Source organism: Corallococcus sp. Z5C101001 (assembly GCF_007352635.1).
Lineage (GTDB): Bacteria > Myxococcota > Myxococcia > Myxococcales > Myxococcaceae > Corallococcus > Corallococcus silvisoli.
Genome location: NZ_VKLU01000006.1, coordinates 262,122 through 282,581, shown reverse-complemented (window position 1 = coordinate 282,581; position 20,460 = coordinate 262,122). Strand labels below are relative to the sequence as shown.

The 20,460-nt window shown below is 71.8% G+C and carries 21 protein-coding genes; 13 read left to right on the top strand and 8 right to left on the bottom strand.

Going from position 1 to position 20,460, the window contains the following annotated elements:
• Positions 1 to 4: 4 nt before the first annotated feature.
• Positions 5 to 2,230 carry a fused MFS/spermidine synthase gene (locus tag FOF48_RS16270; protein ID WP_143902900.1) on the top strand — a complete coding sequence of 742 codons (2,226 nt, stop codon included), beginning with the start codon at positions 5 to 7 and terminating at the stop codon, positions 2,228 to 2,230.
• Positions 2,231 to 2,243: 13 nt separating this feature from the next.
• Here FOF48_RS16270 and FOF48_RS16265 read toward each other — a convergent pair whose 3' ends face one another.
• The 3 genes from FOF48_RS16265 to FOF48_RS16255 form a co-directional block, all read right to left on the bottom strand.
• The gene (locus FOF48_RS16265; RefSeq protein ID WP_143902619.1) at positions 2,244 to 3,017 is read right to left on the bottom strand and encodes a YoaK family protein; all 774 of its coding nucleotides are present in this window, start codon (positions 3,015 to 3,017) and stop codon (positions 2,244 to 2,246) included.
• A gap of 106 nt (positions 3,018 to 3,123) precedes the next feature.
• The gene (locus FOF48_RS16260; protein WP_143902617.1) at positions 3,124 to 3,474 is read right to left on the bottom strand and encodes a histidine triad nucleotide-binding protein; all 351 of its coding nucleotides are present in this window, start codon (positions 3,472 to 3,474) and stop codon (positions 3,124 to 3,126) included.
• 61 nt (positions 3,475 to 3,535) lie between these two features.
• Positions 3,536 to 5,080: a hypothetical protein gene (locus FOF48_RS16255; protein WP_143902616.1), complete on the bottom strand. Its 1,545-nt coding sequence runs from the start codon at positions 5,078 to 5,080 to the stop codon at positions 3,536 to 3,538.
• A gap of 9 nt (positions 5,081 to 5,089) precedes the next feature.
• Here FOF48_RS16255 and hprK point away from each other — a divergent pair, with 9 nt between their 5' ends.
• Positions 5,090 to 6,055: an HPr(Ser) kinase/phosphatase gene (gene hprK, locus FOF48_RS16250; protein ID WP_143902614.1), complete on the top strand. Its 966-nt coding sequence runs from the start codon at positions 5,090 to 5,092 to the stop codon at positions 6,053 to 6,055.
• The gene (gene rapZ / locus FOF48_RS16245) at positions 6,052 to 6,915 is read left to right on the top strand and encodes an RNase adapter RapZ (RefSeq protein ID WP_143902612.1); all 864 of its coding nucleotides are present in this window, start codon (positions 6,052 to 6,054) and stop codon (positions 6,913 to 6,915) included. The genes hprK and rapZ overlap by 4 nt, the downstream gene beginning before the upstream one ends.
• Positions 6,916 to 6,930: 15 nt before the next feature.
• Here the strand turns inward: rapZ and FOF48_RS16240 are convergent, their stop codons facing one another.
• The gene (locus FOF48_RS16240; RefSeq protein ID WP_143902610.1) at positions 6,931 to 7,773 is read right to left on the bottom strand and encodes an imm11 family protein; all 843 of its coding nucleotides are present in this window, start codon (positions 7,771 to 7,773) and stop codon (positions 6,931 to 6,933) included.
• Positions 7,774 to 7,953: 180 nt separating this feature from the next.
• Here FOF48_RS16240 and FOF48_RS16235 point away from each other — a divergent pair, with 180 nt between their 5' ends.
• Entirely contained in the window at positions 7,954 to 9,510 is a 1,557-nt protein-coding gene (locus FOF48_RS16235; protein WP_143902608.1) for an ATPase, T2SS/T4P/T4SS family, read from the top strand.
• Here the strand turns inward: FOF48_RS16235 and FOF48_RS16230 are convergent.
• The 3 genes from FOF48_RS16230 to FOF48_RS37545 are packed head-to-tail and all read right to left on the bottom strand — an operon-like array spanning position 9,485 to position 12,184.
• Positions 9,485 to 9,919 (bottom strand): hypothetical protein, encoded by a 435-nt coding sequence (locus tag FOF48_RS16230; protein ID WP_143902606.1) that lies wholly within the window; start codon positions 9,917 to 9,919, stop codon positions 9,485 to 9,487. The genes FOF48_RS16235 and FOF48_RS16230 overlap by 26 nt on opposite strands.
• A gap of 23 nt (positions 9,920 to 9,942) precedes the next feature.
• Positions 9,943 to 10,776: a class I SAM-dependent methyltransferase gene (locus FOF48_RS16225; protein ID WP_143902604.1), complete on the bottom strand. Its 834-nt coding sequence runs from the start codon at positions 10,774 to 10,776 to the stop codon at positions 9,943 to 9,945.
• A gap of 7 nt (positions 10,777 to 10,783) precedes the next feature.
• Positions 10,784 to 12,184 carry a general secretion pathway protein GspE gene (locus FOF48_RS37545; protein WP_143902602.1) on the bottom strand — a complete coding sequence of 467 codons (1,401 nt, stop codon included), beginning with the start codon at positions 12,182 to 12,184 and terminating at the stop codon, positions 10,784 to 10,786.
• Between the two features lie 155 nt (positions 12,185 to 12,339).
• On the opposite strand from FOF48_RS37545, the gene FOF48_RS16215 reads away from it, so the two are divergent.
• From FOF48_RS16215 to FOF48_RS16175, 9 genes are all read left to right on the top strand, one after another.
• Positions 12,340 to 13,374, top strand: coding sequence for an SPFH domain-containing protein (locus FOF48_RS16215; RefSeq protein WP_143902600.1), 1,035 nt, complete (start codon positions 12,340 to 12,342; stop codon positions 13,372 to 13,374).
• A 32-nt stretch (positions 13,375 to 13,406) separates the two neighbouring features.
• A complete protein-coding gene (locus tag FOF48_RS16210) occupies positions 13,407 to 14,336 on the top strand; it encodes an NAD(+)/NADH kinase (RefSeq protein ID WP_143902598.1) in 930 nt (309 codons plus the stop codon).
• Between the two features lie 415 nt (positions 14,337 to 14,751).
• Positions 14,752 to 15,174, top strand: coding sequence for a PTS sugar transporter subunit IIA (locus FOF48_RS16205; protein WP_143902596.1), 423 nt, complete (start codon positions 14,752 to 14,754; stop codon positions 15,172 to 15,174).
• A 33-nt stretch (positions 15,175 to 15,207) separates the two neighbouring features.
• Positions 15,208 to 15,693: a PTS sugar transporter subunit IIB gene (locus FOF48_RS16200; RefSeq protein WP_143902594.1), complete on the top strand. Its 486-nt coding sequence runs from the start codon at positions 15,208 to 15,210 to the stop codon at positions 15,691 to 15,693.
• Positions 15,694 to 15,697: 4 nt separating this feature from the next.
• Complete coding sequence (locus tag FOF48_RS16195) at positions 15,698 to 16,417, top strand: PTS sugar transporter subunit IIC (RefSeq protein ID WP_143902592.1); 720 nt, start codon at positions 15,698 to 15,700, stop codon at positions 16,415 to 16,417.
• Positions 16,414 to 17,229 carry a PTS system mannose/fructose/sorbose family transporter subunit IID gene (locus tag FOF48_RS16190; protein ID WP_186001931.1) on the top strand — a complete coding sequence of 272 codons (816 nt, stop codon included), beginning with the start codon at positions 16,414 to 16,416 and terminating at the stop codon, positions 17,227 to 17,229. The genes FOF48_RS16195 and FOF48_RS16190 overlap by 4 nt, the downstream gene beginning before the upstream one ends.
• 33 nt (positions 17,230 to 17,262) lie before the next feature.
• Positions 17,263 to 17,541, top strand: a complete 279-nt coding sequence (locus tag FOF48_RS16185) for an HPr family phosphocarrier protein (protein ID WP_143902590.1) — start codon at positions 17,263 to 17,265, stop codon at positions 17,539 to 17,541.
• A 46-nt stretch (positions 17,542 to 17,587) separates the two neighbouring features.
• Positions 17,588 to 19,393: a phosphoenolpyruvate--protein phosphotransferase gene (gene ptsP / locus FOF48_RS16180; protein ID WP_143902588.1), complete on the top strand. Its 1,806-nt coding sequence runs from the start codon at positions 17,588 to 17,590 to the stop codon at positions 19,391 to 19,393.
• Between the two features lie 96 nt (positions 19,394 to 19,489).
• Positions 19,490 to 19,825 carry a hypothetical protein gene (locus FOF48_RS16175; protein ID WP_143902586.1) on the top strand — a complete coding sequence of 112 codons (336 nt, stop codon included), beginning with the start codon at positions 19,490 to 19,492 and terminating at the stop codon, positions 19,823 to 19,825.
• A gap of 114 nt (positions 19,826 to 19,939) precedes the next feature.
• On the opposite strand, the gene FOF48_RS16170 is transcribed toward FOF48_RS16175, so the two are convergent.
• Positions 19,940 to 20,452 (bottom strand): MgtC/SapB family protein, encoded by a 513-nt coding sequence (locus FOF48_RS16170; protein ID WP_143902584.1) that lies wholly within the window; start codon positions 20,450 to 20,452, stop codon positions 19,940 to 19,942.
• Positions 20,453 to 20,460 lie beyond the last annotated feature (8 nt).

Genomic DNA, 20,460 nt, shown 5'->3' with positions numbered 1-20,460 from the left:
CCGCATGGTGCGCTACGCCGTCGCCATCTTCACCAGCGCCTTCCTGCTCTTCGGCGTCCAGCCACTGGCGGGCCGCTACGCCCTGCCGTGGTACGGCGGCACTCCCGCGGTGTGGACCGCGTGCATGCTGTTCTTCCAGGCCGTGCTGCTCGCGGGGTACGCCTATGCGCACGCGGTGGCGTCGCGGCTGCGCCCGCGGACGCAGGCCCTCCTGCACCTGATGCTCCTGGTGGTGGCGCTGGGGGCGCTCGCGGCGCGGGCCTCCTGGACGGGCTCTCCGCTGGCGCCGGGCGATGGGTGGCGCCCCGTGGACGAGCACCTGCCCGTGCTCCGGCTGATGCGGATGCTGGCGGCCACGCTGGGCCTGCCCTTCTTCGTGCTCAGCACCACCGGTCCGCTGCTCCAGTCGTGGTTCGCCCGCGCGCGTCCGGAGCGCTCGCCGTACGTGCTCTACGCGCTCTCCAACGCCGGCTCGCTGCTGGCGCTCCTGGGCTACCCGTTCCTCGTGGAGCCCTGGGTGGGCCGGAGCGCGCAGGCGTGGGGCTGGGCCGCGGGCTTCGTCTTCTTCGTCCTCTGCGTCCTCGCCTGCGCGCGCGACCTGCTGCGCCATGCGAAGGCGCCGGAAGTCCCGCCGCCCGCGGGGGCCGCCGGAAGTCCCGCCGCCCCGGAGGCCCTGGAGGAGGCGCCGCGCCCGGGGGTGGGCCGCACGCTGGCGTGGCTCGCGCTGAGCATGTGCGCGTCGGTGCTGCTGCTGGCCACGACGAACAAGCTCTCCCAGGACGTGGCGGCGGGCCCCTTCCTCTGGGTGATGCCGCTGGCCGTGTACCTGGTCACCTTCATCCTGGCCTTCTCGCGCGAGTCCTTCTACGCGCGCGTCCCGTACTCGGTGGCGCTCATCGTCTCCGTCGTGCTGGTGTCGTACGCGCACAAGGAGGGCCCCGCGCTGGGCCTGGGGTGGCAGGTGCTCTTCCACGCCTCCGCGCTCTTCACGGGCGCCATGGTGTGCCACGGCGAGCTGTACCGGCGGCGCCCGGCCCCGCGCCACCTGAGCGCCTTCTACCTCTGGGTGTCCGTGGGCGGGGTGCTGGGCGGCGTGTTCGTCAACCTGGTGGCGCCCGCCATCTTCACCGCCTATTGGGAGCACCCGCTGGCGCTGGGGGCGTGCTGCGCGGTGGCGCTGGCCGGGTTGATGCGCCGGCCTCGCGAGGAGGCGGTGGTGGCCCGCGTCCAGCGCGTGCTGCGCGGGGCGGTGCTGGTGGGCGTGGCGGTGCACCTGCCGCTCCTCGTCGCCGCGGACCAGGGCCGCGTGCGCTTCGCCGCGCGCAACTTCTTCGGCGTGGTGCGTGTGCTGGAGCTGTCCCCGGAGGACCCCCAGCACCACCAGTTCGCCCTGCGCCACGGCGCCATCACCCACGGCTGGCAGTACATCCTTCCTGCGCGCCGCGACGTCGCCACGGCCTACTACACGCCGGACAGTGGCCTGGGACTGGCGCTCACCGAGCAGCGCCGCTGGCGCCGGGCCCTGGGGCTGCCCACGTCCCTGCGCGTGGGCATGCTGGGGCTGGGCGTGGGCAGCAGCGCCGCGCTGCTGGAGGCCGGGGACGCGGGGCGCTTCTACGAAATCAACCCCGTCATCATCGACCTCGCCCGGGGCCAGGGCGGCTACTTCAGCCTCCTGTCGGACACGCCCGCGCACGTGGACGTCATCGAAGGCGACGCGCGCATCTCGCTGGAGCGCGAGCTGGAGCACGGCTCCCAGGCGTTCGACGTGCTGGCCCTGGACGTCTTCAGCTCGGATGCCATCCCGGTGCACCTGCTCACGCGGGAGGCGGTGGCGCTCTACCGCCAGCACCTGGCGCCGCACGGCGTGCTGGTGCTGCACATCAGCAACCAGCACCTGGACCTGGTGCCCATCAGCCTGGCGCACGCGCAGGCGTCCGGCATGTCCGCCGCGCTCGTGGCGCTGGACGGAGAGGGCGGGGACGACGCCGTGTCCAGCACGTGGATGCTGCTGAGCCCGGACCGCGAGTTCTTCTGGAGCTCCACCTTCACCCGGGGCCGGGCGCGCGTGCGCCGCCTGGGGCTGCGAGGGGAGCCGGACTACACCTGGACGGACGAGCGCAGCAGCGTGCTCCAGGCGCTGCGCCCCCGGCTCCCGGGCCCCAACGCGGCCAGCGCGAACGTCACGGACGCGCCCGAGCTCCCGCTGGCGCGGCCCACGGCGCCCTGACCGCGCGACGGCGTCAGCGGCCCGGCGCGGTGGAGGAGGAGGGCGTGGGCCGCGCGGCGAGCCGCACGTCCAGCGCGGCCAGCACGCCCAGCACCGCGCACGGCAGCACCAGCGTCACGGCCCCGTGGCGCAGGAACAGGTACGGCCCCAGCGTGGAGCCCCCGAGGAACGCCAGCGCCAGGCCCAGGTGCAGCCGCGTGCGCTCGAACTGCACCGCGGAGGGCAGGTCCCTCAGGCGGTGCCACAGCCCCGGCGCGCCCTCGCCCCGGATTCCGTCGCGCACCCACGCCAGCATCTGCACCAGCTGGATGCCGATGTCGGTGAGCAGCCCCGTCACGTGCGTGGTGCGCACCACCGCGCCGGACAGCCGGGTGACGAGCGCGTTCTGCAACCCCATGGCGAAGGCCAGCCCCCACAAGAGCCCCGGCGCCCTCGCGCCAGGCACGGACGCCATGCCTACGCCCACACCGCCCAGCACGATGGCCTCCACCAGCAGCGCGGCCACGTGCCGGCCCCGCGTGCGGTGCCGCGAGGCATCCAGCAGCCCCGTCGCGCAGAAGGCGCCGGCGACGAACAGACCCATCAGCTGCGCGGGGAGCCTCGCCGCGCCCCAGTGGCCCTGGGCCAGGGACTCGCCCAGCGTCGCCATGTTCCCGGACATGTGCGACGCGTGCGCGCCCAGGGCCACGAACCCCATGGCGTTGACCGCTCCGGCCACGGAGGCCAGCAGCACGGCGAGGCGGGAGTAGGCGCGACGGGACTGGGGCGACGACTGGGCACTGAACATGACGGGCGGGCCCGTCCGGGAGGAGGGACGGCCCCGTGCCCGGGAACGCTAGCACCCGCCGCCCCGCGCCGCGTCAAACGGTGCGGGGCGTGTCTTCACCCGACCGCTAGCCCGGCGGCCAGTGGAGGACGCGGCCCGCGAGCAGGTGAAGGTGGATGTGGAACACCGTCTGGCCGGCGTCGCGCTGGGTGTTCATCACCACGCGGTAGCCCGCGTCCGCGTGGCCCCGCTCACGCGCCACCTTCGCCGCGCCCATGTACAGGTTGCCCACCAGCTCCCGGTCCTCCGGGGTCAGGTCGTTCATGGTGGCGATGTGCTTCTTCGGGATGAACAGGACGTGGGTGGGGGCCTGGGGGTTGATGTCCTCGAAGGCGAGGCAGTGGTCGTCCCGGTAGACGACCTTCGCCGGGATGAGGCCATCGCGAATCTTGCAGAAGAGGCAGTCGGATTCGGGCATGGCCGTGGCTTACCAACCCGCCGTGGGGTGGCAAAGGGCCTTCCACCCCCGGACGCTCACCTCACGGCAGTCGCCACGAATAGCCGGGGTCCGGCACGCAGCCCGCCACCGGCAGCTTCACCAGCGACAGCGGGCCGTCCTGCGCCACCGTCGTGCCCGCGCCCTCGTTGCCCGTCCGGGTGATGACGTGGCTGAACTGGCCGGTGCCCCGGGACGGGCCCGTGTGGGGATACAGCGGCACCTTCCGGTGGAAGTAGCTGTAGCCCCCCGTCCACGCCAGATGCACCGCCTCCACCTTCAGGCCGCACACGTCGTCGCGCCTGCCCGCCGCCTCCAGCAGCCGGTTCACCGCGCCCTGGTCATCCCAGGCGCTGTCCTTGGGGCGCACGTGCTCGTACTGGCCCACCTCTCCGAAGGTGAGGGCCCCCGCGCCCGCGCCGGACAGGAGCGCCCCCGCCACCACGGCCACCGTGGCCGTGGCCCGCGCGGGCCCGCCGCGCAGCGCTCGCAGCACGGAGTCCAGCCCCACGCCCGCCAGCGCCGCGAACAGGGGCAGCACCGGCACCAGGAAGCGCAGCTCCTTGTGCGGCTGGAGCGCGTGCAGGAGGAAGAAGGCCGCCGTCAGGGCGGACAGCCCCCACGCCCGGGGCAGCGCCAGCAGGGCCAGCGCCCCCGTGACGACGGACAGCACCGGCATCGCCGTGCGCAGGATGCGCGGGTAGTAGCCGAAGGGCTCCGTGCCCCACTGCGCGGCCTTGCCCTGCACCACGTTGAAGTCCAGGTAGACGATGGCGGAGTGGAACCACCGGCCCCAGGTGAGCTTGTCCAACAGCCCGAAGGCCAGCGCCCACCCGGACAGCACCCCCAGCGCCACCGCCGCCTCGCGCCACCGCCGGCGGGCCAGCAGCACCCCCAGGAGGCCCGCGCAGAAGACGCCGTTCTGGAGCCGCAGGAGCACCGCCAGCCCCAGCAGTGACGCCCCCGCCACCAGGGCTCGCCGGGACGCGTCCTTCGGCAGCGCCAGCGCCAGCCCCAACACCACCGGCAGCACGGAGGCGTTCTCGCTCATCGCCCGGGGGGCGAAGTACAGGGGCACCGACGCCAGCGCGAACAGGGCCGCCCCTCCGGAGGCCGCCAGGGTGGAGGCCCCCGCGGCGCGGGACAGCCGCCACGTGGCCCACGCCGTGGCCGTGCCCACCAGCGCGAAGAAGCCCTTCACCAGCCCCAGGTAGCCCTCCGGGTCCGTCAGCCCGAGGAGCCGCCCCAGCCCCAGCACCCCGGCCACCAGCGCCGGGAGCGCCCAGTTGCGGGCGCCCTGGACGAACTCCCAGGCGACCAGCCCGTAGCCGTAGACGAGCCGGTGGGCGGGCTCCAGGCTCTGGTAGACCTCGTCCGGCCAGTAGATGCCGTCGTCGTGGAGCGCCCAGTGCAGCCGGAAGGCCGCGCCCAGCAGCAGCACGACCCCCAGGAGGACCTGCCCCAGGCGGCGCTCGAACGGCGCTTCGGTGGGAGCGGCGGTCGGTGCTCCAGGCGGGCTGGAAGGGGAGGTGGCTGGGGCGGTGGACACGGCGGGGTTCACCTCCGGGGGCCGGTGGGTGATATCCACGTCCTGACGATGAAATCCATTCGCATCTCCCAGCTCCTCGAGGACCAGGGCCACGACCTGCGGCTGACCCTGATGGCGGGCACCCAGGGGCTGGCGCGCACGGTGGACTCCTCGCGCATCCAGAAGCCGGGTCTGGCGCTCGCGGGCTTCACCGAACACCTCCACCCCCACCGCGTCCAGGTCTTCGGCAATACCGAAATCTCCTACCTGGCCACCCTCCCGGAGGAGGCGCAGCGCGCGTCGCTGGCCAAGCTCTTCGGCGAGGAGGACCTGGCGTGCGTGGTGGTGACCAAGGCGCTGGACGCGCCCCGCGCGCTGGTGGACGCGTGCGAGGCGGCGGGCCTGTCGCTGATGAAGACGCCGCTGCTCTCCAGCGAGTTCATCCAGCGCGTGCAGAGCTTCCTGGAGGACGCGCTCACGGAGTCCAGCAGCCTGCACGGCGTGCTGATGGACGTCTTCGGCGTGGGCATCCTGCTGCTGGGCAAGAGCGGCATCGGCAAGAGCGAAATCGCCCTGGACCTGGTGATGCGCGGCCAGCGGCTGGTGGCGGATGACATCGTGGACGTCACCCGCCGCAAGGGGGCCGTCTACGGCGCGGGCAACCCGGTCATCAAGCACCACATGGAGATTCGCGGACTGGGCATCATCAACATCAAGGACCTCTTCGGAGTGTCCGCCGTCCGGGAACAGAAGAAGATTGAGCTTGTGATTGAGCTGCAGGAGTGGGATCCGCACCAGGAGTACGACCGCCTGGGCGTGGAGGACAAGCACCTGCAGATTGTCGGCGTGGACATCCCCTTGTCGGTCGTGCCCGTGCGTCCTGGACGCAACATGGCCACCATCGTGGAGGTGGCCGCGCGCAACCAACTGTTGAAGCTTCAGGGCCACCATTCGGCGCGAGAGTTCGCCGAGCGACTCAATCGAGCCATCGCCCAGGGGGCGATGCGCCGCACCTTGGGAGAAGAGGTCGAGTGACCGCCCCCGCCAAGCAGATCATCGTCATCACCGGCATGTCCGGATCCGGCAAGTCCACCGCCATCCGGGCGCTGGAGGACGCCGGGTTCTTCTGCATCGACAACCTGCCGGTGCTGCTCCTGCCCAAGCTCACGGAGCTCGCGGGCGGGGGCAACATCGAGCGCATGGCGCTGGTGGTGGACGTGCGTGAGGGCGTCTTCCTCAAGGACGCCCCGCGGGTGGTCGCCGAGGTGCGCCGCGCGGGCCACCAGGTGGACGTGCTCTTCCTGGACTCCAGCGACGACAGCCTCCTGCGCCGCTTCAGCGAGACGCGCCGCCGCCACCCGCTGGCGCCGGAAGGCACCGTGGCGGAGGGCATCCACGCGGAGCGCGAGGCCCTCAAGGACCTGCGCGAGCTGGCGGACCAGGTCATCGACTCGTCGGCGCTCAACGTCCACGACCTGAAGCGCATGGTGCAGGGGCGCTTCAGCCCGGAGCCCACGACGGGGCCCAGCCTGTCCATCATGTCGTTCGGCTACCGCTACGGCGTGCCGCCGCAGGCGGACCTGGTGTTCGACGTGCGCTTCCTGCCGAACCCGTACTTCGTGCCGGAGCTGAAGGGGCTCACCGGCAAGAACCCGAAGGTGTCGGGGTACGTGCTGGAGCGGGAGGAGACGCAGCAGTTCCTGGACAAGGTCGTGGACCTCTGCCGCTTCCTGTTCCCCCGCTACCAGAAGGAGGGCAAGGCGTACCTCACGGTGGCGCTGGGGTGCACGGGCGGCAAGCACCGCTCGGTGGCGCTGGCGGCGGAGATGGTGCGCCGGCTGTCCACGGACTACGGCCGCGTGCAGCTGTGGGACCGCGACATCGAGAAGGAGTAGCGCGCCCGGCGCGCTTCAATGCCGGGTGTCGGTCACGGGCGTGAAGCGCGCGCCGGTGATGCCCTCCTTCTCGAGGGCCTCCTTCACGACCTCGGAGACGACGAGGGTGACGGGCCAGCCCCAGGGGCGGAACACGCGGGCGCGGCCCACCTGGGTCGGGTCGATGCGCAGGCCCCGGACGGAGCGGTACTGGCCCACGCGCGCGGGGACGCCGTCGCCGGGGCCGTAGTGGAGGACCTCCATGCAGGCGGCTTCGTCCACGCAGCGGATGAGGCGCGTGGCGACGAGGAGGAAGTACGGGGCGGCCTGGCCCTCGATGGCCACGGGCAGCAGCTGGACGTCCTCGGGGGCCAGGCGCTGGAAGACGGCGGCCACGCGAGGGTGCACCACGGGCGTGAGGCCCGCGCCCGCGAGGGAGAAGTCCAGGGGCGCCCTGCGGCCCTCGTTGGGGATGTGCATGGGCCCGTCGACGGCGACGGGGTGCCCGGCGGTGAACATCCACACGTCGCCCACGACCTTGTCATCCAGGCCCTGCGGGTCGCCGGGTTCCCAGCGGCCGGGGGCGCGGAAGTCGTCGTGCAGGTCGAAGAAGCGGGTGGCGGTGGTCAGGCCCCGGCGGACCGTCTTGCGGCCGCCGGAGGTGCTGCCATGCGCGACGATGCGGACGGCGGGGCGGCGGGGGCGGCTGGTGCCGTGGCGGGCCTGGGGGGACGGCTCCTCCGCGACCGACACGCGCGAGCGCCGGGGCGCGGCGGCGGCGGGCTCGGTGCCGCTGGGCAGGCTGCGCCGGTCCGGAGGGCTGCTTTCGGAGGGCCGACGCCACAACCGTCGCAGCGCGTTGGTGAGACGCCTGAACATCAAGCGATGTTACCCAAGCGCACGCTGGAGGGGAGCCCCAACCGTGAGGCTTCCTCGCCTGTTCTTCCGGCAGGCCAGCGGCCGTTGCCGCACTGTGTCTTTCCCTCGTTGGGGCCAGGGCTGGAGCGCCGCATCCGGCGTGGCCCGGTGGGAACGGGGCGTGCCATGGTCCCGCCTCCCATGACGCCCCCGAGCCCGAAGCCCGAGACCCCGTCCACGCCGGACGCCGTGTTCGCCAGCCTGCTCCAGAAGCTGGGAGAGGGGGGCCGGACGCTGGCCGGACCGGTCGCGTCCCCGAAGACCCCCGAGGCCCTGGCGGCGGCCCTCTTCGAGGTCGCGGCGAGGACCGGCGCGGCGCTGTTCTCCGTCTGGGCCGCGGATGACTCCGGCGGTGAGGACGAGGACGAGGACCGCGATGCGGACGGGCGCGAGGTCGATGCCGACGACGCGGACGCGCGCGAGGTCGATGCCGACGATGCGGACGCGGGCGAGGACGAGGACCGCGATGCGGACGCAGGCGGGGACGAGGACCGCGAGGCGGCGGGCGAGGACCGCGATGCGGATGGGCGCGAGGTCGATGCCGACGATGCGGAGGCGGGCGAGGACGAGGACCGCGATGCGGACGCGCGCGACGGCGAGGACCGCGATGCGGACGCGCGCGACGGCGAGGACCGCGATGCGGAGGCGGGCGAGGACGAGGACCGCGATGCGGACGCGCGCGACGGCGAGGACCGCGAGGCGGCCGCGCACGAGGGCGCTGATGCCGAGGCGGGTGGGAACGCGACCGGGGGCTTGAAGGCGCGGGGCAGCGACCGCGCACGCGGTGACGACGCCGAAGCACGGCGGCGGCGGGAGTCGCGGTACGACGCGGGCATCACGTTCTTCTTCGTCGGTGCGGACTCGCCGGACCGGGTGGGGTTGCTCGGCGGGGAGCGGGTCCCGGTGCGGCAGCCGATGGCGTACGCGCTGTACCGGTCGCTGGGGCAGGCGCTGACAGCGCACGCGAAGCGGGGCGCGGATCCGGTGATGCCCGACCGCGGCAGCGTGTCCTTCCCGGCGGGCGCGGCGGATCCAGAGGTCGAGTTCCGGGTGTCGTTCCGCGACGACGCGCTGGGCACCTGGACCACGGTGCTGGCCCGGGACCGGGAGACGCGTCAGGCGTTCCCGCGCGTCGCCAGCCTGCCGCTCACCAGGGATGCCGCCGCGTTCCTGACGGGGCACTTCAACCGCCTGGACCGGGCGCTCTTCAGCGGACAGCTGGTGCTGCTCACGGGGGAATCCGGCACGGGCCGCAGCACGACCCTCCGAGCCCTCATCGATGCGCTGCCCGACAACGTGAACGCGCTGGCGGCGGTGGAGGAGCCGAAGGGCGGCGCGGGAGGCGCCGTCGGGATGGTGCGCGTAGGGCCGGAGCTGACGGTGGCGCAGGCGGTGCGTTCCTTCCTGCGACAGGACCCGGACCTGCTCTTCGCGGACGAGGTGCGCACGCTGGAGGACATGCAGCTGCTCTGCAACGGAGCGCTCACGGGGCATGGCGCCATCTGCGTCCTGGAAGCGAAGACCCCGGAAGAGGGCTTCGCCTGGCTCACGGAAGCGCTGCCGGGAGTTCCCCTGCGGTCGCTCATCGTGCACCACGCGCGCGACGCGGCGGGGGCGCTCGCGATGACCCTCCACGAGACGAAGCCCACGGAGGACGGCGACGCCGTGCGAGTCATGCCGTGGACGTCCGCCGGGTGACGCGGCCCTTCCTTCCGCGTCCCCCCGATGACGGCGGGGGAGGGGGCGCCGCGTTCCTGAGCCGCGACAGGACGAGGCCGATGGTGTCCTTCACCACGGGGTATGTGAAGGCGAAGGGCGGCCCCGCGCCCAAGGGCTCCCAACCCGCGGTGCGTGCCCACCGGATGATTTCGCGAACCATGGACGGGCTGATACCCGTCTGATGCGGGTCCAGTCCGTCGTTGTCCGGGCGGCTGACCCCGAGCTCGACGACCAGCACTCGCCGCGGGCCCTCCACGCGGGCCTGGACCGCGAGGTGCATCGGGGTGGCGCAGGCCGCCTGTGCATCCGTTGGGTGCTTCCGGATGTGCCAGAGGTACTCAGCCCCGTCGACCTCGATGCGACGACTGCCCTTCCGGGGGAGGCTCATGGGGCTCGCGTCCCACCGGTTCCCTATCGCGAGGCCGTCGCCGTCACCTGACGCATGCCCCACCGACAGGGCACGCTGCCATCCGCGCGGCGCAGCGGCTCCACGGCCTGGAGGAACGCGGCCTGGAGCGAGTCCTGGGCCGCGGCGGACAAGCGGTCCGCGTCGTAGGTGGTGAGCAGGGACTCCCAGACGGCGTGCGGCATCCCATCACCCTGGACCGCGAGGGAGTGCGCTTCGACGTCCACGAACCCCTCGCCCAGGAGCGCCCGCAGCCCCGTGATGGAGCGAACCCGGGGGTCCCCCAGCGGCACGGGAGGGGAGGCCTCCGCGCTCAGCAAGGGCTTCAACAACCCCGCGAACAGCTCCACCGACTCGCCACGAACCAGCTCGCCGCTGACGACGATGGACAGCGTGCCCCCGGGCTTGAGCACGCGACGGATCTCCGCGAGGACGGTCTCCACGTCATCCATCAGCATGAGCGCCAGATGGCTCAGCACGACATCCACGCTGGCGTCGCCGAACGGGAGCGACTGGGCCCGCCCCTGATGCAACGTCGCCGCGCCCTGCAAGCGGCGCCGGGCCGCGGCGAGCTCGTCCTCGCTCATGTCGATTCCGAGCAGGGACAGCCCCGGCTGCCCGCGCTTCGCCAGGAGCTCCAGCAGGTAGCCATCGCCACACGCGACGTCGAGCACCGTCAGCGGCCCGGCGTCGCGGGGCACCACCGCCTCCAGCAGCCCATAGGTGGAGGGAAACGTCTCGCCCTCCCGCAGCACGGGCGCGGTCGCGAACCAGCGCGAAGTCACCCCCGCGAGGCGCGCGTGGAAGTCGAGCAGATAGGACTCAGTGGAAGAGGGCATGGTGGGCTCAGCGCCGGGGCTTCTTCTGCCCGGCGTTCGTGGCTTCGGCGGTGAGGGCCAGCACGGAGTACAGGTTCATCGTGTAGACGCTGTTCTCCGGCTCCAGGTCCGAGGCCTTCTGGAAGAAGGCGCTGGCGCGCTCGTAGTCGCGCTGGTGGTTCAGGAGGATGACCCCCATGCGGTTGTAGAGCGGCGCGGGCTTGGGCAGCAGCGCGATGCTGCGCTCCAGCAGGTCCAGCGCCTCCGCCATCCTCCCCGCCTGCTCCAGCCGCACGACGCGCTGGAGCACCTCCTCGTGGGTGTCCTCCGTCCGAGGCGCGGAAGGGGCCGCCGCTGGAGCTGGCCGCGCCGCCGGCGCCGCTCCCGGCGCAGGTGCCTGGGGCCGCGCCGCCGCCGCGCGCCCCGCCGGTGCCGCCGCCACGGCCTTCGCCGCCGGAGCCGACGGCGAGGACCTCGGCTCTTTCCCGAGCGAGGGCGCCTCCTCCATGGGTGGCGCCGCCGCGGACGCCAGCGTGCCCACCAGCTTCGTCACGCCGCGCTCCGACAGCGACTCGAACAGCGCGCGCAGCTCCACCTCCGTGACCTGGGTGATCATCGCCATGTCCGACAGCGCCGTGCGGCCGTCCACGAACGACAGCACGTAGGCTTCGAAGGGACTGAGCGGCCGGTTCACCAGGTCCAGCCCCGCGACGATGACCGGCCGCACCGGAGGCCCCTTCGCCTTCGCCTGGGCCTGGAAGGACACGACGCGCGTCGCCTCCTGCTGGGGCGGGCGGGGCACTCCGCGCGCCCCCGTCTGCTCCGGCTTCGTGAGCAGCGCGCGCACCAGCGACACGTTGTCCCGGGGCGGCAGGTCGTCCAGGTTGCGCACGAGCAACAGCTCACAGCGCGCGCACTGGAAGTCCCCCGGCTTGCACGACGCGCCACAGTGCGGACACGCCAGGTCCTCCGGCGGGTGCTCGAAGGCCTGCGTGTCCGCGTAGTAGTGCTTGCGGATGGCCGCGCGGATGGACCGGCGCACCGCCACGAACGGCAGCACCTGGGACACGCCCACCGTCTTCGCGATCTCCTCCAGCGCCCGCTGCCGCTGCGGTTCGGAGATGGCCACGTACAGCACGTCCTGCGCCAGCCGCAGGGGCATGAAGTCGAAGCCCTCCGCCAGCCGCACCGGCACCCGCTCCAGCAGCGCCGGCTCCACCTTCGCCTGCGCCAGCTTCTCCGTGGACACGAAGCGCGTCTTCAGCTCCTGCGCCAGCAGCCGCAACACCGGCGTCTCATCCACGCCCAGCCGCACCAGGCACTCGCCCAGCTTCAGGCCCGTCTCCTGCTGACGCGAGAGTGCCCGGGACAACAGCTCCGGTGTCAGCACTCCATCCAGGACCAACTGCTCCCCGAGCTTGCGCGTCATGCCCCGATTCAAGGCCGCCCGGGCACGCCCCGTCCACCGGCTTCCACGGCACCTACACCCGTTTCCTCCATTCTTCGTTGCGAATGTGTATTGATGACACTAAGATGGTGTCGAAATTACACGATTGCGATGCTACAAGTGAGGGGGAAGCGCGGATGTTCATCGGATACATGAAGTCGACGCCGACCACGTACGTGATGCAGTACCGGGACGGCGAGGTGGTCCGCGAGGGAGCGGGCCTGTCGTTCCTATATTGGAAGCCGGCGACGACGCTGGTGGCGGTGCCGCTGTCGAGCGCGGATGTGCCCTTCGCGTTCAACGAGGTCACCCGTGACTTCCAGCCGGTGACGGTGCAGGGACAGCTGACCTACCGGGTCGAGGACCCGCGCAAGCTGGCGGGGCTGTTGGATTACTCGGTGACGCCGGCGGGGCGCCACTGCTCCGACGACCCGGACAAGCTGGCGGAGCGCCTGGTGCAGGCGGCGCAGGTGAGAGCCCGCGCGGTGGTGCAGTCGCTGGGCCTGCGCGAGGTGCTGGTGCACTCGGACGCGATGGAGGCCCGGGTGCTGGCCGCGCTGGCGGAGGCGGAGGCCGTGAAGGCGCTGGGTGTGCGGGTGATGGCCTTCTCCGTCCTCTCCATCCAGCCCACCCCGGAGATGGCGCGCGCGCTGGAGGCGGGCGCGCGCGAGGGGCTCCAGCGCGAGGCGGACGAAGCCATCTATGCCCGGCGCAACGCGGCCGTGGAGCAGGAGCGGCGCATCAAGGAGAGCGAGCTGGCCACGGAGCTGGTCGTGGAGGAGCGCCAGCGCCAGATTCGCGAGGCGAAGATGGCCGCGGACATCGCGGTGGAGGAGCAGCGCGCCGCCCTCATGGAGCGCTGGGTCCAGAACGAGCGCCAGTCCGCGGACGCGCGCGCGTACACCCTGGAGAAGACGCTGGAGCCGGTGAAGCACGTGGATTGGAAGACGCTCCTGGCCACGTCCGCCAACGGCGGCGACCCCGCGCTCCACATCGCCCTGGCCTTCCGCGAGATGGGGGAGAACGCCCAGCGCATCGGCGAGCTCAACGTGTCGCCGGACCTGCTGCGCTCGCTCCTGCCCTCGGCCTCCGGCCCCGCGCCGGCCGCGGACCCGAAGCCCCACAAGCCCGGCCGCGCGGACGTCCATTCCTTCAACCCCCGCGACCGCTAGTCCACGCCGCGCGAGCAGGAGAGGAGGAGGCCTTGTTCGAGAAGTTCGAGAAGGTGGTGCTCGTCACGCGCAAGACGCGGCTGGCGGACCTGGTGGTGCGCTTCAACACGAAGAAGCAGGCCAAGTTCTACGTGGAGCGCTCCGGCCAGGACTTCAACGGGTTCGAGGCGGAGGACGACACCTATCGCCGCTCGGTGGACGCGCTGCGCGCCCAGCTGGACGTGGGGGTGCCGGTGCAGCAGGTGGACCGCTCGCTCGTGCCCACCTTCCTCTTCACCGGCAAGGAGGTGGTGGTGGCGGTGGGGCAGGACGGGCTCGTCGCCAACGTGGCCAAGTACGTGGGCAGCCAGCCGCTCGTGGGCGTCAACCCGGACCCCGAGCGCTTCGACGGGGTGCTCCTGCCCTTCCTCCCCGCCAAGGCCCGGAGCGCGGTGCTGCGCGTGCTGGAAGGGCGCGCGAAGGTCCGTCAGGTCCAGCTCGCGGAGGCGCGGCTCCAGGACGGACAGCGGCTGCTCGCCTTCAACGACCTGTTCATCGGCGCGCGCACGCACGTCTCCGCCCGCTATCAGGTCCGCTACGGCGGCCAGGAAGAGGCGCAGTCCTCCAGCGGCGTGCTCGTGTCCACCGGCGCGGGCTCCAGCGGCTGGCTGTCCTCGGTGTTCGCCCTGGCGCGGGGCCTCACCCAGAAGACAGGGGGCGTGCCGGGACAGCCCTGGACGCTCGGATGGGAGGACGCGCGGCTGGCCTTCGTCGTGCGCGAACCCTTCGTCAGCCGCCACTCCAGCGCGGACATCGTCGGCGGCTTCGTCACCGCCCGGGACGAGCTGGTGCTCGAATCGCGGATGCCCCAGGGCGGCGTCATCTTCAGCGACGGCATGGAGGAGGACTTCCTCACCTTCGGCGCCGGCGCCACCGCGCGCATCCGGCCGGCCGAACAGCGGGCCTGCCTGGTCGTCCCATGAAACACGTCACCCGATGTGACAGGTCCCCACAACCTGGAGGCCCCGAGTACCGCTGGACCCCTGGGAGGCTCCTGGGATTTCCCGGAGATGCGCGCTGCTTGCGGTGGGGCTCGCCCGGCTTCCTACCCACCGAGCGGGAACGCGGGACTCGCCCTGGAGGGCACGCACCGCGGGGGCGCGACGGGCATCTCTTCAAGTGTGGGGAGACCGCGCCCGGCTCCCCGTCCGGCAGACGACACCCTGTCCCTTCCCCGGACCTGAAATTCCAGGCATGGTGGGCGCAGTCGCCTTACCTTCGAGTCGAAGTCGTTGGGGCAGCGGTCCCAGGTGCAGGCGGAAAACTTCGCCGGAGTTGCGTCCGGTCGTTGATGAGCGTAGGACGCAAATCTCCCGGGAAGTTGCTCAGGGGTGATCAATGGTCGGCCTCGTCATCGCATCGCACGGGCGTCTCGCGGATGAGCTCGTCTCTACCGCTGAACAGATCGTGGGCAAGCTGCTCGCCGTGGCCACTTGCAGCATCGAGCCGGGGGCGCCCGTGGAGGACCTCCGCGCCAAGATGAAGCAGGCGGTGAAGACCGTGGATGAAGGGGACGGTGTCATCATCATGGCCGACCTCTTCGGAGGTACCCCCTGCAAGGAATCGCTGATGATGTGTCAGCGGATGAATCTGGAAGTCCTGGCCGGCGTCAACCTGCCCATGCTGCTGAAGGCCAACTCGCTCCGTTCGGAGCAGATGAGCCTGTCGGAGATGGCCAACCAGCTGGCGTCGTACGGCCAGCGCAACATCACCTGTGCATCCGCCCTGCTTCGCGAGGCGCAGCAGCAGCCGCGAACTTGACGGACCCGCACGGGTCGGCGATTCGAGACTGCCGTGATCACCCTGGTCCGCGTCGACAACCGCCTCATCCATGGTCAGGTCGTCGAAGCCTGGCTGCCCCACCTCAAGGTGTCCCGTGTCGTGGTGGCGGACGATGAGGCGGCCTCCAGTCCCCTCATTCGCGCCGCCATGGCGCTCGCCGTCCAGAGCGCCATCGAGGTGCAGATCCTCCCCCTGGCCCAGGTGGACTTCGCCGCCCTCTCCAAGGACGGCGTGCGCACGCTGGTGCTCCTGAGGGACGTCGCCTCCGTGCCCTTCGCCTTCCAGCACGGGCTGGCCATGGACCAGCTCAACCTGGGCAACGTGCACTTCGGCACCGGGCGCCGGCAGGTGTCGCCGTCCGTGTTCCTGGCGGAGGGGGAGCTGCAGGCCCTCCAGCAGCTGTCGGAGCAGGGGGTGCGCGTGGAGGCGCGGGCGGTGCCCGCGGAGAAGTCCGTGGACCTGCCAGACCTGACCGAGCGCTGGTCGAAGGCCGGGTGAGCCGGTGAACGTCGGCTGGACCCAGGTGGCGCTCGCGTGTCTCTGGGGCGGCTTGGTGGCCGTGGAGCGCAAGGCGTTCCTGCAGGCCATGCTGTCGCGGCCGCTGGTGGCCGCCACGTTCATGGGCGCCCTCCTGGGAGACGTGGGCGGCGGCCTGTCCGTCGGCATGCTGCTGGAGCTGTTCTACCTGGGCACGGCCAACCTGGGCGCCTCCCTGCCGGAGAACGACACGCTGGCGGCCACCGGCACCGCCGCCGCCGCCGCCACGCTCACCGCCGCCACCGGCGCGGGCTCCACGCCCGCCATCTGGTCGCTGGCGGTGCTGCTCTTCATCGGGCTGGGGCGGGTGGGGCGCCGGCTGGACCGGCTGCTGGAGGGCTACTCGGCGCGGCTCGCGCGCGTGGCCCTGGCGTCCGCGGAGGCGGGCAACCTCACGCGCGCCATGCGGCAGAACCTGTGGGGCATGTGGCCGCACTTCGCGACGTACGGCGCCATCACCGGCGCGTGCGCGCTCGCGGGCTACTTCCTGGAGCCCCTGATGGCGGTGTTGCCGCACGGGCTGGTGCGGGGCCTGGCGTGGGCGTACCCGGCCATGGCGTCCGTGGCGGCGGCCATCGCCGCGCAGAGCAGCCACGCGAAGCGCGCCCCCCTGTACGCGGGCATCGCCGCGGCGATCGTCACCGCGGCGGTGGTGCTGGTCCAGCTCCAGGAGCAGCGGCCATGAGCACGACGACGCCACCGCCCGCCTCCATGTCCGCGTCCGCTCCTGCGTTCAGCCCGCCCGCGCGGCTGTCGCGGGGCACGGTGCTGCGCGTCTTCCTGCGCTCGCTCTTCCTCCAGGCGTCGTGGAACCCCAAGGGGATGCAGAACCTGGGGCTGGCGTACGCGGTGTACCCCGCGCTGGAGAAGCTGTACCCGGCGGGCCCGCAGCGCGAGGCGGCGGTGCGCCGTCACCTGGTCTTCTTCAACACGCACCCGTACGTGGCGGCCGCCATCGTGGGAGGCGTGGTCAACCACGAGCAGCGGATCGCCCGGGGAGAAGAGACGCCGGACCGGGTGGTGGGCTTCAAGGCGGCGCTGATGGGGCCGCTGGCGGCGCTGGGGGACGGGTTCTTCTGGCTGTCGCTCAAGCCCGCGGTGGGCGGCTTCTGCGCGGCGATGGTGCCGCTCCTGGGCGTCTGGGCGGTGGCGCTGTTCCTGCTGCTCTACAACCTGGTGCACCTGCTCCTGCGCGTCCGGCTGTACTGGCTGGGCCTGAGCCTGGGGGACCGGCTGGTGGAGGCGGTGGCGCGGGTGAACCTGCCCGCCAAGGGCGCGCGGTTGAGGGGCGTGGCGGCGGCGAGCGCGGGCGGGCTGGCGGCGTGGCTGGCGGTGAGCTTCGGGGCGACGGCGGGCGGCACCTGGGCGCCGTTCCTGGCGGGGGGGTGTCTGGCGGTGGGGGTGTTGGCGTACGTGCTCGTCAATCGGCGAGTCCCCACCTACGTGGTCCTCTACGTCGCGGCGGGATTGGCCTGCGCGGCGGGAGCCTTTCTCTGAGTACGAACAGCGGTACGAGGTAGGAGTCGCACGATGGCGAGTGAAGCCGAAGGAACCTTCGAGATCATCAACGCGCTGGGGCTGCACGCCCGGGCCGCGGCGCAGATGGTCAAGGTGGCCAACCGCTTCAAGAGCGAGGTCATCATCAAGGCCTCGGGGCAGCGCGCCAACGCCAAGTCCATCATGGGCGTGCTGATGCTCGCGGCGGCCCAGGGCACCCAGGTGACGCTCACCTGCAAGGGTGAGGACGCGGAGGCGTGCCTGTCCGAATTGAAAAAGCTCATCGAGGACCGGTTTGGCGAAGCGCAGTAAGCGTCGAAGGGGGAGGTAGACTCCCCGTGAGGGCAGGAAACGAACCGTGAGCAGCCAGGCCACCCCTACACTCAGGTTGACGGGCATCGGCGCCTCTCCGGGCGTGGCGGTGGGCCATGCCTTCATCCTGGACCGCAAGCGCATCCGCACCCCCAAGCTGCGTCTCGCCGACGCGGAGGTGGAGCCCGAACGGATGCGGATGAAGACGGCGATTGATTTGTCCGACCGGCAGCTCGCGGAGCTGAAGGACCAGATCACGCGCACGGAGGGCAGCGACCACGCCCTCATCCTGGAAGCGCACCGGCTGATGCTCCACGACCCCATGCTCGTGGATGAGGTCAACCGCCTCATCGTGGAGGACCGCATCAACGCGGAGTGGGCGGTGCGCCGCACGGCCCGGAAGATCAAGCACCTGTTCGACAACATCCCGGACGAGTACTTCCGCGAGCGCCGCTCGGACGTGGACTACGTGGCGGACCGCATCATCCGCAACCTGATGGGGCAGGTGGTGGATGAGGAGGTGGAGGTGCCGGCGGAGGCCATCGTCGTCGCGCACGACCTGCCGCCCGCGGACGCGGCGATGATGGCCCGCAGTGGCCGCGTCGCGGGGTTCGTCACGGACCTGGGCGGGCAGACGAGCCACACCGCCATCGTCGCCCGCGCGCGGGAAACCCCAGCGGTGGTGGGCGCGGGGCGCGCGAGCGAGCAGATCTCCCCGGGCGACCTGGTCGCCATGGACGGCACGCGCGGCGTGGTGCTGGTGAACCCGTCGGAGGACCAGCTGGCGCTCTTCCGCGAGGAGCAGCGCCGCTACCTGGAGAGCGAGCAGCTGGCGCTGGCCACGAAGGACCAGCCCGCGGTGAGCACGGACGGCTTCCGCATCCGGCTCAACGGCAACATGGAGTTCCTGGAGGAGATCCCCTCGCTGCTGGCGCACGGCGCGGAGGGCATCGGCCTGTACCGCACGGAGTTCATGTTCCTGGACCGCAAGACGGCGCCCACGGAAGAGGAGCACTACCGGGCCTACAAGCAGGTGCTGGAGGCGATGGGCGGCCGGCCTGTCACCATCCGCACGCTGGACCTGGGCGGCGACAAGGTGCCGGGCAAGACGAAGCACGAGAAGGAACCCAACCCGGCCATGGGCCTGCGGGCCATCCGCTACTGCCTGTCCAACCGGGAGCTGTTCCGGGTGCAGCTGCGCGCGCTGCTGCGCGCGAGCGTGCACGGCAACCTGCGGTTGATGTTCCCGCTCATCTGCGGCGTGAGCGAGCTGCGCGAGGCGCGCAGCGAGCTGGAGGCATGCCGCACGGCGCTGGGGCGCGCGGGGGTGCCGGTGGGCAAGCGCTTCCCGGTGGGCATCATGGTGGAGACGCCGAGCGCGGCGACCATCGCGGACCGGCTCGCGCAGGAGGCGGACTTCTTCTCCATCGGGACGAACGACCTCATCCAGTACTCGCTGGCCATCGACCGTCAGAACCGCGAGGTGGCGTACCTCTACCGGCCGCTGCACCTGTCGGTGTTGCGCATGCTCCAGAACGTGGTGGACGCGGCGAAGGCCGCGAACATCCCGGTGTCCATGTGCGGCGAGATGGCGGGCGACCCGCTCTTCACGCTGGTGCTCCTGGCGCTGGGCTTCGACGAGCTGTCGATGACGTCCGGGCAGATTCCGGTGGTGAAGAAGTTGATGCGCCGGGTGAGCCGGAGCGAGGCGGTGGAGATGCTCCAGGGGGCGATGGAGCTGACCACGGCGGAGGAGATTGAACGCTTCGTGCGCACGGAGATGGACCGGCGCTTCAGCGGCCAGGACGGCTCGCTGCTGGCGATGCGGGACGTGGAACCGGAGTCCGTGTAGGCCCCGTTCCCCCCGGGTGAATGAGGGGGGAGGGGGTCGCCGATTCCAGGGGGGATGCACACGTTGGCCGGACACGGATGGTAGGGAGGCAGCAGCGTGTTCAAGTCAACGGACATTCAAAGGGGGATGACGGTGCGGGACCGGGACGGGGAAGCGCTCGGCGGCATCGTCGCGGTGGATCCCCGCGGCTTCACCATCGGCAAGGGGCGCATCTTCGAGCGGGAATACCCGGTGCGCTTCTCCGACGTCGCGGACCTGGATGGAGACGACGTGTACCTGCGCCGGGACCTGGCCAGCCTTCCGGGCGCCTTGCTGACCCGAGGCGTGCTCAATCTGGGGGAAGAGGAAGCGGGGCACGAAGCCTGCCCTCCCTCGCACCGGCCGGTGGTCTACACCCACGACCTGACGGGCGCGCTCGTCCCCATGGAATAGCGGGGCGGCGGCTCACTCGCGTTTGAGGATGACCCCCTCGTCGCTGATGGCGTAGCTCGCGCAGGCATCCATGACCTCCGACTTGAGGCCGCAGCCCCTGGACCTCGCATCGCTTCACTTCGGACGCAAGTCACCGCCACGGGCGTGGCCCCTGCCTTCGTCGTCTTCCTTCGCGCGGCGCTTGGGCTTCGGCGCCAGCCGCCGGGCGACGGGACGCAGGACCACCAGCGACAGCAGGGCCATGGCCACGGTGGCGCCCGCCGCCATGTACAGCCCCAGCCCGCACGCCAGGCCCACCGCCGCCGTGACCCAGAGGTTCGCCGCCGTGGTGAGCCCCCGCACCACTCCCTTGTGGCGCAGGATGACCCCCGCGCCCAGGAAGCCGATGCCCACGACAATCTGGCTGGCGATGCGGCTGATGTCCGCCTGCGCCCCCGCGTGCGTCTCCCCGGCCCGGAGCACCATCCCCGCGTACACGCTGGAGAGCGTGAAGCAGCACGCCCCCAGCCCCACCAGCGTGTGGGTGCGCAGCCCCGCGGCCTGGTTGTGCGCCTCGCGCTCCACGCCCAGCACGCCCCCCAGGAGCGTGGCCAGCACCAACCGCCCGATGATGACTTGAGGGTCCACCGACGCCG